The 14,820-nt window shown below is 72.2% G+C and carries 10 protein-coding genes; 2 read left to right on the forward strand and 8 right to left on the reverse strand.

Annotated elements, in window-relative coordinates; translation table 11 throughout:
• The 7 genes from FYX01_RS10135 to nirB form a co-directional block, all read right to left on the reverse strand.
• Positions 1–3,600, reverse strand: a complete 3,600-nt coding sequence (locus tag FYX01_RS10135; protein WP_150239872.1) for a TM0106 family RecB-like putative nuclease — start codon at positions 3,598–3,600, stop codon at positions 1–3.
• A gap of 154 nt (positions 3,601–3,754) precedes the next feature.
• Positions 3,755–4,474, reverse strand: a complete 720-nt coding sequence (locus FYX01_RS10140; RefSeq protein WP_263363739.1) for a septal ring lytic transglycosylase RlpA family protein — start codon at positions 4,472–4,474, stop codon at positions 3,755–3,757.
• 270 nt (positions 4,475–4,744) lie between these two features.
• On the reverse strand, positions 4,745–5,896 hold the full coding sequence (locus FYX01_RS10145; RefSeq protein ID WP_150239874.1) for a protein-tyrosine phosphatase family protein: 1,152 nt from the start codon (positions 5,894–5,896) through the stop codon (positions 4,745–4,747).
• 272 nt (positions 5,897–6,168) lie between these two features.
• Positions 6,169–6,861 (reverse strand): sirohydrochlorin chelatase, encoded by a 693-nt coding sequence (locus FYX01_RS10150; RefSeq protein ID WP_150239876.1) that lies wholly within the window; start codon positions 6,859–6,861, stop codon positions 6,169–6,171.
• 99 nt (positions 6,862–6,960) lie between these two features.
• Positions 6,961–8,115: a uroporphyrinogen-III synthase gene (locus FYX01_RS10155; RefSeq protein ID WP_150239877.1), complete on the reverse strand. Its 1,155-nt coding sequence runs from the start codon at positions 8,113–8,115 to the stop codon at positions 6,961–6,963.
• Positions 8,112–8,483: a nitrite reductase small subunit NirD gene (nirD, locus tag FYX01_RS10160; RefSeq protein ID WP_150239879.1), complete on the reverse strand. Its 372-nt coding sequence runs from the start codon at positions 8,481–8,483 to the stop codon at positions 8,112–8,114. Before nirD ends, FYX01_RS10155 begins: the two co-directional genes overlap by 4 nt.
• Positions 8,480–10,987 (reverse strand): nitrite reductase large subunit NirB, encoded by a 2,508-nt coding sequence (gene nirB, locus FYX01_RS10165; protein ID WP_150239881.1) that lies wholly within the window; start codon positions 10,985–10,987, stop codon positions 8,480–8,482. The genes nirD and nirB overlap by 4 nt, the downstream gene beginning before the upstream one ends.
• Before the next feature lie 435 nt (positions 10,988–11,422).
• On the opposite strand from nirB, the gene FYX01_RS10170 reads away from it, so the two are divergent.
• Complete coding sequence (locus FYX01_RS10170; protein WP_150239883.1) at positions 11,423–12,592, forward strand: PP2C family protein-serine/threonine phosphatase; 1,170 nt, start codon at positions 11,423–11,425, stop codon at positions 12,590–12,592.
• 118 nt (positions 12,593–12,710) lie between these two features.
• Complete coding sequence (locus FYX01_RS10175) at positions 12,711–13,199, forward strand: anthrone oxygenase family protein (protein ID WP_150239885.1); 489 nt, start codon at positions 12,711–12,713, stop codon at positions 13,197–13,199.
• 135 nt (positions 13,200–13,334) lie between these two features.
• Here FYX01_RS10175 and FYX01_RS10180 read toward each other — a convergent pair whose 3' ends face one another.
• The gene (locus FYX01_RS10180) at positions 13,335–14,789 is read right to left on the reverse strand and encodes an FAD-dependent oxidoreductase (protein ID WP_150239887.1); all 1,455 of its coding nucleotides are present in this window, start codon (positions 14,787–14,789) and stop codon (positions 13,335–13,337) included.
• Positions 14,790–14,820 lie beyond the last annotated feature (31 nt).

A 14,820-nucleotide genomic window follows, 5' to 3' on the forward strand; every position in this document is an offset into this window, starting at 1 on the left:
TCAGGGGGTGGTGGTCCAGGGGTGGGCGTCCTGGACCAGGCCGGTGAAGGAGGCGAGCAGGCGTAGTTCGTCGATGCTGCGCGGGGTGGTGGTGAGCAGGCCGGGTGAGAAGACCACCGTGGCGAGTAGTTGGGCGCGGGAGAGGGCCACGTTGAGCCGGTTGCGGTCCAGGACGAAGGCGGTGCCGCGGCTGGTGTCTGCGGCGTTGGAGGTGGTCATCGAGCAGATGACGGCGGCGGCCTCCTGGCCCTGGAAGCGGTCGACGGTGCCCACGCGTGTCCCTTCCAGGGCGGGCAGGGTGCGGGCGGCCGCGGCCAGGGCCTGGCGTAGGGCGCGTACCTGCAGGTTGTAGGGGGCCACCACCAGGATGTCGTGTCCGGTCAGGGGGCGTGGGCCCTGGTCGGGGTGGGTGGTGAGTTTTTCGGTGACCAGGCGTGTGGCCACCTCCACCACTGCCTGGACTTCTTCGGGGCTGTGGGTGGTGCGGCCGTGGTGGGTGGTGGGGTGGGTGTACACGCCTGGTTGCAGGGTGGAGAGGGTGCGGTGGGTGGTGGTGGGGTGGGCGTGCAGGCGGCCCTGGTAGGCCAGGGTGGAGACGGTGGAGCACAGGCGGGGGTGCATGCGCCGGGTCTGGTCCAGGAAGTAGCCGCGTGTGGGGTCGATGATCTGGCGTCCGGCCATCAGGTGTTGGAGGGCGGAGGCGTCGGCGCCCTCGCCGTGGGTGCCCTGGACGACCTGGGGCAGTTGTTGGGGGTCACCGAGCAGGACGAGGTTGTGGGCGGCGGCGGAGACGGCCAGGGTGTCGGCCAGGGCGAACTGTCCGGCCTCGTCGATGATGAGGACGTCCAAGGGGTCGGCGATCATGGCGGCGTTGGACATGGCCCAGGCGGTGCCGCCGATCAGGACCGGCTCTGCCCGGGCGGTGTGTTGGGTGCGCCAGGTGGCCAGGGCCTGGGCGGTGGAGGGTTGTTCCCAGGGGGGTTCGGTCTCGCCGGTGTCCTTGGTGCGGCTCTTGGCGCGTTTGGCGGCGGCCACCCGCACTCCTGCGTCCTGGGTGGCGCGCAGGGCGGCGGACATGACGTTCTCCACGGCTTTGTGGCTGGTGGAGCACACGCCCACGTTCTTGCCCTGTTGGGCCAGGTGGGTGATGAGTTGGGCGGCCAGGTAGGTCTTTCCGGCGCCGGGTGGTCCCTGTACGGCCAGGTAGGAGTGGTCCAGGCGGTCCACGGCGGCGATGGCGGCCCTGATGGGGTCGCCTTCGTGCTCGGTGGGGTCGGGTAGGGGGCCGGGCGGGGTCAGGCGGGGCGGGGTGCGGCGGACCACGTCCAGGCCGGGGTGGTGGGGCCAGTCGGGCAGGTGGTCCAGGGCGGTGCGGGCCACTGTTTCCAGGGCGCCGTCCTTGGGGGCGGGGTTGACCGGGGAGCCGGGCAGGACGGCGACGGGGGGCCGGGAGTAGGTGGCGTCGGGGTCGCAGGTCTCGGTGATGGTCAGGGTGTGGGCGTCGGCGTGGGTGATGGTGGCCTGGGTGGTGGTGGCGGCCTGTCCGGGGGCGCCGGGGTAGAGCAGGTGGGTTTGTTGTCCGGTGGTGAAGGGGTGGGGGTGGGCGGTGTCCAGGCGCAGGGTGAGTTCGCGGCGGGACTTGCGTTGGCGGCCGGTGGGTTCGGTCCACTCCCCCGCGCGGGCCTGCCAGGGGACGGCGCAGTCGGTGTCGGCTTCCAGGTCGGTCAGGGGTGCGCTGGTGCGTCGGAAGTGTTCGCGCCAGGGGGGAAGGTTCTCGCGTTGGTAGTAGCCGACCAGGGCGGCCAGTCGGGCGCGGGTGTGGTGGTCGGCCTGGCGTTCTTCGGCCTTGTCGGGGACCTGGTCGAGCAGGGGTTGGGTCAGGGCGGTGTGGCGGGCGGCCTTCTCGGCGCGTTTGCGGGCGCGTTCGGCTTCGGTTTCGGTGAGTTCGAGTTGGACCAGGGGGCGGTCGGTGATGCCCTGGTGGGTGCGGTGGTCCTCCAGCCAGTCGCGTAGGCGGGCGGTGGAGTGGCAGTCGTCGCGGTTGTAGGCGGCGATGTCGGCCAGGACGCGTCGGGCCTGGTCGGTTGCGCCTGTTTGTGCGGCCCGTAGGTAGGCGGCGTAGGCGTCGATGCTGGAGGTGGCGGTGGTGACGCCTCCTGAGCGTGCGCCGCTGAGGTAGAGGGGTTCGAGGTACTTGATGGAGTAGGAGCGTTGGGACACGCGCAGGCTTTTGCGGACCACGGTGTACAGGTCCACCAGGCGGTTCTCGCGGAGGAGGCGGTTGACCTCCTCCTCGCGGGTGGCGAACTCCGAGCTGAGGTGTTTGAGGCGGTCCACCTCGTAGGAGGCGTAGTGGTAGATGTGGGCGCCGGGGTCGTCGTCGATGCGGGTGAGGGCGAAGTCGACGAAGTCCTCCAGGGCCTTCTTCTCCTGGGCGCGGTCGTGGGCCCAGAAGGCGTGGAAGGTCTCGGTGCCGTCCGTGTCCTCGGTGGTGGCGCCGAAGAGGTATTCCAGGCCGCGTTCGCCCTCGCGTGAGTGGTAGGGGTAGCCCTCCATGTCGAAGAAGACGTCGCCGGGGCTGGGGGCGGGCAGGCTGGCCAGGCCGTCGGGGGCGAAGACTTCGGCGGTGACGGTGCCCTGGGGGTTGGTGGGGGTGCGGGTGGTGTCCTGCCGTACCTGCAGGGCGGCTTGGGCGCGTAGTTGGTCGAAGGAGCGGCGGGGCAGGGTGGGCGGGCGCTGGTCCTGGGCTGCGTTGGCCAGGGCGTCGATGGTGTTCAGGCCGGCGTCGGTGAGTTTGGCGGCCTGGTCGGTGCGTAGTCCGGCGACCAGGGACAGGTGGCGGGCGGCGGTGCGTCCCTGGGAGCACCAGGTGGTGTAGCCGCAGCTCTCGCAGGCGGGGCGGGGCTCGCCCCACGTGGGGGTGGGCAGTGCGGGTTCTTGGGCCAGGCGGTCCATGAGGCGGGTGGTGACGGTGGTCAGGATGGGGAGGAAATCGGTGGTGGCCAGGGTGTGGGTGTGGCCGTCGCCGGTGCGTAGGTGCATGTGCTGGGGGGTGTGGCCGGTGGCCTGGGCGACGGCGTGGGCGTAGGCGGCCAGTTGGATGACGGCGCCGGGGCCGGGGCGGCGGGCGAGTTTGGTGTCCCAGGGTTCGTAGGCGGGGGTGTCGGGTGCGGGGGTGCGCCGGTCGCCGGTGGCGGGGTCCAGGTCGGAGCGGATGAGGAAGTCGGCGCGTCCGTGGAAGGCGATGGGGTGGTCGGCGTCGTGGGGGGTGAGGGGGTGGTGGAAGCTGCCCTGGTAGATGACGGGGGTCCCGGCGGCCATGGCCTGGGTGGTGGCGGCCGCGGCGGCGGCCAGGGAGGTGTCGTCGGGGCGGGGGTCCTGGATGTGGGTGATGTCGCCGAACAGGGCGGTGAGGCGGTCGAGTTCGTCCTGTTCGTGGGCCAGGCCGTGGTGGGCGATGAGGGGGTCGACCTTCTCCGGTGCGGGGGCTCCGGGCAGGCGGGCGGCGAGTGCGCTCTTGAGGGCGCTGCGGTGGTCGCACTCCAGGGTGTCGACGAGGTCGGTGGGTGAGACGACCCAGCCGGTGGTGGTGCGGAACAACGCCCCTGCTCCCTGTGGTGTCGGTGGTGGTGGGTGTTGGGGATTGTGCCATGTCGGGGCGGGGTGTGGGGGCTCACACGCGCGCGGGCCCCGCCCCGGGTGCGGGGCGGGGCTCTGGGGTCTGGTCGGGCGGTGGGGGTGGGCCGTGCGCGTTTTAGCCGACGACCTGCCATTGGACCTGGCCGACTCCGGCTCCGGTGCCGATGATCTGGTCGAAGGCGGCGGTGGACAGGTCCAGGCAGCGGCCGGCGACGTGGGGGCCGCGGTCGTTGATGCGTACGGTCACGGATTTGCCGTTGTCGGGGTTGGTGACCTGGACCTGGGTGCCGAAGGGCAGGGTCAGGTGGGCGGCGGTCATGGCGTTGGGGTCGAAGATGTCGCCGTTGGCGGTTTGGCGTCCGGCGAAGTCGGCGCCGTAGTAGGAGGCCTCGCAGGTGCCGCCCTGGCCGGTGGAGTCGGGGGTGTCGCCGTCGGTGGCGGGTTCCCCGGTGTCCTGGGGTTCTTCGGTCTCCTCGGGTTCTTCGAGGACGGTGGAGGCCTCGGTGCTGCTGTTCTGGATGGCGGAGGTGATGGCGTCCTCGGCTTGTTGGCGCAGGTCCTCGCCGTGTTGGGGGGTGGTGTCGTCGGTGGCCAGCGGGTCGGGGTCGGCCTCGGGGACGCCGGTGGCGTTGGTGGTGGTGTCGGGGCCGGTTCCGGTGGCGATGACCGCGGCGGTGGCGGTGCCTGCGGCCAGAAGTACCGCTGTGGTGGCTGAGGCCAGGATCAGGGTGCGTTTGCGGCGGGAGCGTTTGGCGGCCATGCGGGGGCCCACGGGTGTGTCGGGGCGGGTGGTGCCGTCATCATCCGGTGGGGTCTGGGGCTGGTGTGTGCCCACGGCGAGATTCCTTCGAACGGGAACAGGACGTGGCGGGTCCACTCCTGGGGGTGCGGTGTGCGGCTGCCGTGGCAGGGCGCGCTGGGTGCGACGCCCCGGGATGCGGGAGGGCGTGGTGCGGGTGGAGCTGGGACCGCCGGTGGTGCGCGGGGGTCTGGGCGCAGATCCTAGGGGTCACGCGAGGGTAACGGTACCGGAAAGGGATGGTTTGTGGAACTTGTCACCGGGGATCGTTGGTGCCTTCCCACCCCGGGTGACTACTCGTGTGCGTCATCCCGTGATGTGGGGTTCGGGCAGGTCGGGGCGTCGGGGTGGGATGCCGTGGGGGAAGAGGGTGCGGGCGGGGTCGGGCAGGTCCACTCCGCTGAGCTGGGCGACGGCGGTGGACAGGCTGGGGTTGTCCAGGTGTCCGCCGACGGCGCGGATCATGGTGGCCAGGGTGGGTAGCGGTGGTGCGCCCAGGGTGGCCACGGCGTAGCGGGTGGCCACGGCCGGTGTGCGTGAGGCGCCCGCCCAGCAGTGCAGCAGTACGCGTTTTCCCTCGGCGCGCAGGGCGGCCAGGGCGGCGGCGGCCTCGTTCAGGGTGAAGTGCGCGTTGGGGTTGGCGCCCGCGCGGTCGTGGAGCCAGACCCGTACCCAGTCGGGGTCGGGCAGGTGGGGTGCGTCGCTGGGGTGGGTGCGGCACAGGGAGACCACGGCGTCGACGGTTTCGGGGTGGGCGCGCAGGTGGTCGAGGTTGCCGAGCAGGACGTGGGGGTCCAGGGGGTGGGGGACGGCGAAGGGCGGCAGGCGGCGGGGTTCGCTGGCCAGGACGGGGTGTTCGGGCCACAGGCGGGAGTGGGGTCCGCGTGCGCTGGTCAGGGCGGTGACGGTCAGGGTGTGGGGATCGGTGGTCTCCGACAGGCGGCGTAGGGCGTGCAGGGGGAGGGCGGAGGCGCCCCACAGGGCGGCGGCCAGGGTGCCGGTGTGCAGGGCGGCCTGGTCTCCGGCGCTGGTGTGGGCGTGCCGGACGGCTTCGGTGAGGTGGGTGCAGGCGAAGGAGCCGTGGGCGGGGTCGTGGGTGGGGTGGCGGGTGCGGGTCAGGGCGCGCCAGGAGGCGCCCAGGGGGTCCTGGGCGGTGGTGTGTTCCAGTGCGGGGGCGCTGGTGGGTGCGGTGCCGGTGCGGGCGGTGGTGCGCAGGACCTGGGCCCAGGCGTGTTGGAGGGGGTCCGCGGGTGGGTGGGGCAGGTGGTGGGGGCCGTTCAGGTCGCTCAGGGCGGCGCGGATCAGGCGTGCCGGGTGGTGGGCGGGGTCGGTGAAGTGTGCGGCCTGTGCGGGGGGTGCGCCGACCAGGGCCGCGGCGAGGGGGGCTCCGAAGAGCGCTCCGACGGTCCGGTCGCCTGCGGGGTCGTGGAAGTGGAGGGGTGCGGGCGCTGTGGGCATGGTCGTCCTTGCGGGCGGTGCGGTTCGGGCGTGGGGTGGGGACCCTGTGGGGGTTTTCCCTCTCCGGTGGCCCGTTGCGCGCTGCGGCCGGTTGTGGCCACACCTGTTGGTGTGCGCGCCGGTTCTCCATGCCGCGGTGGTGTGCTCCGGCGTGGGCGAGTGCCACACCGCGCTCCCCTTCTCCCCCCGCCCCCCTGCTCCCCCGCCGGGGCGCCGTGTCCTTCCCGCCGGCCCCGTGTGCCTTGGCGAGGGGGTCGGCGCGTCGGGCGGTCTCAGACGGGTTGGGCGATGGCGGCCTGGCGGTAGCGGGCGGCCACGGCGTGGGCGATGGCCGCGTCCGGGCACAGCGGGCGCGCCACCACGTCGGCGCCCGCGCCGGCCAGGCGGTCCTGGAACAGGCCGGGGGCCAGGAGCCAGCTGGCCAGGGCCACACGGGGGTGCCCCTGGGCGCGCAGGCGCCGTACCTGTTCGGTGACGGTGGGGCGGCCGGTGGCGATGAAGCCCGGGGCCACCGGGGCGCCCAGGCGCTGGGACAGGCGGGCCCGGGCCTGGTCGAGTTCGGCGCGCGCGTGGGGGTCGGAGGTTCCGGCGCAGGCCAGCACGAGTGCGTCGCCGGGGCGGTAGCCGGCCCGGACCAGGCGGCGCACCGCGGTGTCCAGTAGCGCGGGGTGCTCGCCCAGGGCGGGGGTGATGACGGCGTCGGCGCGGCCCGCCAGGGCGAGCTGGTGGGGGATGTCGGTGCGCACGTGGTAGCCCGAGGCCAGGAAGGCGGGCACGACCACCAGGGGGCCGGGGGTGGTGGAGGCGACGTCGCCGACGGTGGGGGTCAGGACGTCGGCGAAGGCCAGACGGGTGGGCCGGTGCGTCACCTCGGCCACGCGCAGGGCCAGGGAGTGGGCCACGGCGGTGCCGTGGGGGTCGCGGGTGCCGTGGACGGCCAGCAGCAGGGTCGGGTGTCGGTTCATCGCGTGGTGGGGCGGGCCTGGTGGGGGTGGGCGCCGCTTCTTCCTTTCCGTTCCGTGCTCTGGTGCGCCTGTGTCCGGGGGTCTTCCTTCCGGGCGGGGTCAGGGCTGGTGGGTGCGGTCGGTGGTGTCCAGGGCCAGCCGGTAGCCGCGTTTGACCACGGTCTGGACGATGCGGGCGTCGCCCAGTGCGGTGCGCAGGCGGGCCACGGCGGTTTCCACGGCGTGGGCGTCGGCGTCCTCGCCCAGGCAGGTGAGCAGGCGGGTGCGGTCCAGGACCTGTCCGGGGCGGCGGGCCAGTTCGCGCATCAGCCGCATCAGGGTGGGCGAGAGGGTGTGGACGGTGCCGTTGACCAGGACGGCGTGGCCGCGCAGGCGTAGGCGGTGTCCGGCCACGGACAGGGTGGGGAAGCGTGCGGGGAGTTCTTCGGTGAGTTTGCGGACCTGGGAGCCGATGCGGGCGCGTTCTGGCCACACGGTGGGGATGTCGTGGGCCATGAGGGGGCGGGCGGTGACCGGGCCCACGCACATGGCCAGGACGTCGCCGCGCAGGGCCTGGACCAGTGCGTCCTGGTGTCCGGTGGTGTGGGCGCGGGTGAGCAGTCCGGCGGCGGCGGGGGCGCTGGTGAAGGTGAGGGCGTCCACTCCCCCGGTGGTGACGGCTTCGATGAGGCGGTCCAGGGGTGCGGTGTCCTCGGGTTGGGTCCACCGGTAGACGGGTACCTCGACCACTTCGGCGCCGGCCAGGCGGAGGGCGGCGGTGAAGTCGGGCAGGGGTTCGCCGTGGAGCTGGACGGCCACGCGCAGGCCCTGCACTCCTTGGTTGAGGAGGTAGTCCAGGACTTCGGCCGAGGATTCGGACGGGGGTGACCACTCCTCGGTGAGTCCGGCGGCGCGGATGGCGCCCTTGGCCTTGGGGCCGCGTGCCAGCAGGCGTGAGGAGCGCATGCTGTTCAGGAGTGCCTCGGCGGTGCCCCAGGTTTCGCAGGCCTCCACCCAGCCGCGGAAGCCGATGCCGGTGGTGGCCACGACGACGTCGGCGGGGCGGTGGGCGAGTTGGTCCGAGGCCGAGGCCAGGCGCTGGTCGTCGCTCAGGGGCACGATGCGCAGGGCGGGTGCGGCGATGACCTGAGCGCCTTTGCGGCGCAGTAGGGCGCTGAGTTCCTCGGCGCGGCGTGCCGCGGTGACGGCGACGGTGAATCCGGCCAGTGGTGCGGTGGTGGCGGGTGTGGGCGGTGCGTGGGGCAGGGTGTTCATGGTGTGTTCTCCTCGGCGCGGGTGGCGATCTGCACGGTGGCGCCGTCGCGGCGTACGGGCCAGGTGTCCAGGTGTACCCCGTCCTCGTCCAGGCTGTGGCCGGTGCGGAGGGAGAAGACGTTCTTGAGCATGGGTGAGGCGATGGTGGGCTCTCCCGAGCGGTCGCCGACGATGCCGCGGGAGATGACGGCGGCGCCGGTGTAGGGGTCGATGTTGTCCACGGCGTACAGGTGTTCGTCGCGGGTGAGGAACAGGGCCACCTGGGTTCCGTCGGGCAGGAGGATGGCCACCCCGTCCTCGGGGTGGAGGCGGTCGATGGAGCAGGCGTCGGTCCAGGTGGTGGGCCGGGTCTGGGTGGTGGTGCTCATCGGGTGGCCTCCTGGGGTCGGGGGGTGGGCATGCCCAGGTTGAGGGGTGCCTCGGGTACGGGCTGGTCGCGGGTGGTGGTGAAGCTGATGGTGGGGTCGGGGGTGGTGGGGGCGTTGGCGAAGGAGACGAAGCGGGCGAGTTTGTCGGGGTCGGCCAGGACGGCGGCCCACTCGTCGGTGTAGGCGGCCACGTGGTCTTCCATGGCGGCTTCGAGTTCGGTGGCGATGCCCAGGGAGTCGTGGACGATGACCTCGCGCAGGTGGTCCAGGCCCCCGTCCAGGGATTCGATCCAGGGTGCGGTGCGCTGGAGGCGGTCGGCGGTGCGCACGTAGAACATCAGGAAGCGGTCGATGTAGCGGATGAGGGTCTCCTCGTCCAGGTCGCCGGCCAGGAGTTCGGCGTGGCGCGGGGTGAAGCCGCCGTTGCCGCCCACGTACAGGTTCCAGCCCTGGTCGGTGGCGATGATGCCGAAGTCCTTGCCGCGGGCCTCGGCGCACTCGCGGGCGCATCCGGAGACGGCGGACTTGAGTTTGTGGGGTGAGCGCAGGCCCCGGTAGCGCTCCTCCAGGCGGATGGCCAGTCCCACCGAGTCCTGGACGCCGTAGCGGCACCAGGTGGTGCCCACGCACGACTTGACGGTGCGCAGGGACTTGCCGTAGGCGTGGCCGGATTCGAATCCGGCGTCGACCAGGCGTTTCCAGATGTCGGGCAGTTGTTCCAGGCGGGCGCCGAAGAGGTCGATGCGCTGGCCGCCGGTGATCTTGGTGTAGAGGTTGAAGTCGCGTGCGACCTCGCCGATGACGATGAGTTTGTCGGGGGTGACCTCTCCGCCGGGGATGCGGGGCACGACCGAGTAGGTGCCGTTGCGTTGCATGTTGGCCAGGTAGCGGTCGTTGGTGTCCTGCAGGGTGGCCTGTTCGCCCTCCAGGATGTGTCCGCCTCCCAGGGAGGCCAGGATGGAGGCGACGGCGGGTTTGCAGATGTCGCAGCCGTATCCGGTGCCGTGGGCGCTGATGAGCGCGGAGAAGGTGGTGGTGCCGGTGGCGCGGATGATCTCGACCAGTTCGGCGCGGGACTGGGGGAAGTGCTCGCACAGGGCCTTGGACTGTTCGATGCCGGCCTGGGCGAGGATCTTCTTGAGCATGGGTACGCACGAGCCGCAGCTGGTGCCCGCCTTGGTGCAGGCCTTCAGGGCGGGAACGTCGTGGTTTCCGCAGTCGATGGCTTCGGTGAGTTCGCCCTTGGTGACGGCGTTGCAGGAGCAGATCTGCGCGGAGTCGGGGAGGGCGTCGGCGCCCAGGCCGGCTGCGCCCTCGGGGGTGATCAGGGCCAGCGGGTCGGCGGGCAGGGGGGATCCGACCAGGGGGCGCAGGGTGGCGTAGGCGGTGGCGTCGCCGACCAGGATGCCGCCGAGCAGGGTGGTGGCGTCGTCGGAGAGGACGAGTTTGGCGTAGCGTCCGCTGGCGGCGTCGTTGACGACCACGTCCAGGGCGCCGGGGGTGCGGCCGTGGGCGTCGCCGAAGCTGGCCACGTCCACGCCCAGGAGTTTGAGCTTGGTGGAGGTGTCGGCGCCGGTGAAGGTGGCGGCGCCGCCCACGAGTTGGTCGGCGACCACTTCGGCCATGGCGTTGCCGGGGGCGATGAGGCCGTAGACGGTGCCGCGGTGGTTGGCGGCCTCGCCGATGGCGTGGATGTGGGCGTCGCTGGTGGTGCAGGTGTCGTCGATGACGATGCCGCCGCGTTCGCCGACCTCCAGCCCGGCGGTGCGGGCGAGGTCGTCGCGTGGGCGGATGCCCACGGAGAACACGACCAGGTCGGCCTCCAGGTGGGTGTCCTGCCCCAGGGTCAGGTGGGACACGCGGCCGTGGTCCGCTGCCTGGACGGCGGTGGAGGCCGATCCGGTGTGCACGTGCACGCCCAGGTCGGTGATGAGGTTGCGGAGGAGGGATCCGGCGCCCTCGTCGATCTGGGCGGGCATCAGGTGGGGGGCGAGTTCGACCACGTGCGCCTGCAGGCCCAGCAGGCGTAGGGCGTTGGCGGCTTCCAGGCCCAGTAGGCCGCCGCCGATGACCACGCCGGTGCGTGCGCCCTGTGCGGAGGCGGTGATGGCGTCCAGGTCCTCGATGGTGCGGTAGACGTGGCAGCCGGGCAGGTCGTGGCCGGGGATGGGCGGCACGAAGGGGGTGGATCCGGTGGCCAGGACCAGGCGGTCGTAGGGCAGGACGCGGCCGGTGGCGGTGGTGACGGTGCGGTGGGCGCGGTCGATGGCGGTGGCGCGTTCGTTGACGTGCACGTCCACGTGGGGGCCGCTCACGTCGCCCAGGGACAGGTCCTGGGCGCTGGCGCCGTCGAAGTAGGAGGAGAGGGCGACGCGGTCGTAGGCGGTGCGGGGTTCCTCGCCCACGACGGTGATGTGCCAGTGGTGGGCGCTGTCGCGGTCGTGGAGGGCCTCGATGAGTCGGTGGCCGACCATGCCGTTGCCGATGACGACGAGTTCTTCCATGGGTGTGCGGCTCCTCCTGCTGCGGGGTCGGACGGGTTTCAGGCAACCCGCAGGGTGTTTCTGCGGGGTCAGCCGTGTGTGACGCGGTTGTTTCGTTGTGCTCCTCTCGCAGGTGGGAAACGCGTGATGGGGGTGGGGCGGGGTGAAGTCCCAGGGTGGGGTGGTCGTGTGGGGCGCGGGCGGGGTGGATGGGTGTTGGGTCACACCCGGGGTGTGGCGGTCGGGCGCCTCGGGGCGGGGGTGGCCGTCCGGGCCGGGGAGGGGAATGTTTTTTCGTGTGGAGGGTCAAGGAGCGGGTATCGGCTGTTCAGAGACGGGTTCGGGGCTGTTTCGGTTCGGGTGGGGCCGTGCGGCGATGAGGTCTGTGGTCCAGAGGCGATGCGGCGGGTAGGGGTGGGAGAGAACGCTTACCGCGCCAGAATCCGGGGTGCTGCCATGCCGGTGCAACACGCGTCCAACGAGTTGATGATCTCCCTGGTGCGAGCCGGTCACCTGGCCACTTTCGAGGAGTTGCCCTCGCTGATCGCCAAGAAGGCCGAGGGCGCCGATCTGTCCCAGGCCCGTGTCTACCTGGCCGACCACCAGCAGCAGGTGCTGCGGGAGTTCACCGGTGCGGGGATCGACGCCAACGGGGGCGGTGAGGCCCTGAGTGTGGACGACTCCGTGGCCGGGCAGGCCTACGTGACGGGTGTGACCGTGCGTGTGGAGGGTGAGCACCGGTACTGGGTGCCGATCCTGGAGGGTGCCCAGCGTCTGGGTGTGCTGCACGTGGGCTATGCGGGCGATCCGGACCGCTCGGCGATGCGGGATCTGGCCTCGATGGTGGCTTTGCTGGTCATCGCCAAGCGCTCCAACAGTGACGCCTACGCCCGGTTGGTGCGCACCAGGTCCATGTCGGTCTCGGCGGAGATGCAGTGGACGCTCATGCCGCCGGGGACCTTCGCTGATTCGCGGGTGACGATCTCGGCCGCCACGGAGCCGGCCTACGACAACGCCGGGGACTCCTTCGACTACGCGGTGGCGGGGGAGGTCGCGCATCTGGCGATGTTCGACGCGATGGGGCACGACACCGCCGCGGGGTTGATCGCGAACCTGGCGGTGGGGGCCTTCCGCAACGAGCGCCGTAAGGGCACCGCCCTGGCCGACATGTGCCGTGGGGTGGAGGAGACCCTGATCCAGGAGTTCGTACGCACCCGTTTCGCGACCGCGATCCTGGCCGAGTTGAACATGACCACCGGTGAGCTGCACTGGGTCAACTGCGGCCATCTGCCGCCGGTGCTCATCCGCAACAACCAGGTGCGCAGCCTGGAGTGCGACCCCTCCCATCCGCTGGGGATGGATCTGGGGCTGCCGGTGACGGTGTGCCGTGAGCAGTTGGAGCCCGGCGACCGGCTGCTGCTCTACACCGACGGCATCATCGAGGCCCGTGACTCCCAGGGGCGGGAGTTCGGTGTGGACCGGTTCGTGGACTTCGTCATCCGGCACCAGGCCGACAACATGCCCGTCCCCGAGACGCTGCGCCGCCTGGTGCACGGGGTCCTGGAGTACCACCACGGCCGGTTCGGCGACGACGCCACCGTGCTCTTCTGCGAATGGCACGGTTGAGGCCCGCTGGCCTCAGGTGGGCGTGGTGTGTGCGGGTCCGTGGAGAAGGAGGGTGTGGCCGGCCGGTCGGGGCGTAGAATCCGGCCAGGCGCGGATGACGACGGACTCGGGGTAGAGCGTGGCGGAGATGGTGCACGTGGTCGTTCCGGTGTTCGCCGCGGTGGCGGTCGGGCTGTTCGCCGGGTTGTTCTTCGCGTTCTCGGTCTCGGTGATGCCCGGTCTGGGCAGGGCCGGGGACCGGGTGATGATCGAGGCGATGCAGGGTGTCAACGTGGCCGTCCTCAACCCGTGCTTCGCCGTGGTCTTCATCGGCGCTCCGGTGGCGGTGCTGGCCTGTGTGGTGCTGTACGCCAGTGTGGGGGCCATGGCCGCGGCCGTGTGGTCGGGCGTGGCGCTGGCCTGCCTGTGCGCGGTGCTGGTGGTCACCTTCGCCGTCAACGTGCCGCGCAACGACGCTTTGGAGCGTGCGGGTCCGGCCGAGCGGATCGGGGACCCGGCCGCGGTGCGCGGGGCCTTCGAGTCGGTGTGGGTGCGCTGGAACCACCTGCGCACGGTGCTCTCCCTGGTGGCGTTGGTCTGCGCGGTGGTGGCCCTGACGGTGCGCTGAGCGGGGGCGTGGGAAACCCCTCGCGGGGTTGGCGCCGGGGCTCCGGCCCGCCGCCCGGTGCCCTCCTGCGCGACACGCCGACCCGTCGCGTGAGCGCGTTGACGGGTGCGCGGGCCGGGAGCCGCCGGACCCCTCCTAGCCGACCGGGGCGCTGGTCTGTCCCTGCATCCCCGAGAGCAGGGCCTGCACGTCGCGCACGCACCCGCCGCAGCCGGTGGTGGCGCGTGTCTGCTGGGCGATGGCCTCGCGGGTGCGCGCCCCGTCCAGCCAGGCCTGTTCGATGTCGGTGCGGCTGACCGCGTTGCACCGGCACACCAGCGACGTGGCCTCCTCCTGGTCCTGGTCGGGGGCGGCGGTGGGCAGTCCCTGGAGCAGGGCGAGCCGGTCGGCGGGTACGGGGGCTCCGGTGTCGTAGAGCTGGGCCAGGGTGGCGGCGGCCTCGGGGAAGCCCAGCAGTACCGCGCCCACCACCTTTTCCTGGCGCACCGTCAGCTTGGCGTAGCGGCCGCCGTAGGGGTCGCTGATGGTGACCGTTTCCAGGCCCTGGGCGTCTGCTTCCTCATGGACCTGCCCGAACGCGGTCAACTCGATGCCCTGGGCCTTGAGGCGGGTCAGCGGCCTGGCTCCGGTGTAGAGCGCGTGGGGCGCGGTTCCGATCAGGCGCTGGGCCAGTACCGCGGCCTGTTCCCAGCCGGGCTGGATGAGTCCCGCGCCGCCTCCGGGGTGCTGGGCGCAGTCGCCGATGGCGTGCACGCGTGCGTTGGAGGTGGCCAGGCGGTCGTCCACGACGATGCCGTGCTCGACCTCGATCTCGGCGTCCTTGGCCAGTTCGGTGTTGCCGCGCACTCCGGCGGTGACGACCAGGGCGTCGCCGGGCAGTACGCGGCCGTCGTCCAGTTCCAGGCCGGTGCCGGGGATCCAGCGTGCGGCCACCCGCCAGGAGTGCACGGCCACGCCCAGGGCGGCGTAGCGTTCGGCGAGGATGCGGGCGGCCGGCTGGTCGATCTGGCGGCGCATGATCCAGGGGGAGGACTCCACCACCGACACCCGCATGCCCCGGCCCACCAGGCCGCGTGCGGCCTCCAGTCCCAGGATGCCGCCGCCGAGGACCACGACGGGTGCGCCCGGGCGGGCCAGGGCGAGTAGGCGCTGGCAGTCGGCCAGGTCGCGTAGGGCGGTCACCCCCTCCTCCGGGGCTCCGTCCGGGGCGGTCACGCCGGTGATCGGGGGGAAGGCGGCGCGTGCGCCCGTGGCCATGACCAGTTCGTCGTAGGGCAGGTGGGTGCCGTCGTCCAGGGTGACGGTGCGGCTCTCGGTGTCCAGGGCGGTGGCGGTGGTGCCGGTGCGCACGGTCACGCCGGGGGTGTCGGGGACGGGGAGGCGGATCTGGTCGGGGGTGTAGTCCCCGGCGATCACGCCCGAGAGCAGGACGCGGTTGTAGGCGTGGTGGTGTTCGGTGCCGACCACGGTGATGTGGGCCCGCTCCCCCGCCGGGTCCAGGCGGGCCGCCTCCTCGGCGAAGCGGGCGCCGACCATTCCGTTGCCGATGACCACGATCTGACGCGGGGACGCGCCCTGCACGGTGCTCAACTGCTGCCTCCTGGTGTGGGTGTGTGCGTTT

The sequence above is a fragment of the Nocardiopsis quinghaiensis genome (assembly GCF_008638365.1).
In the GTDB taxonomy this organism is placed as follows: domain Bacteria; phylum Actinomycetota; class Actinomycetes; order Streptosporangiales; family Streptosporangiaceae; genus Nocardiopsis; species Nocardiopsis quinghaiensis.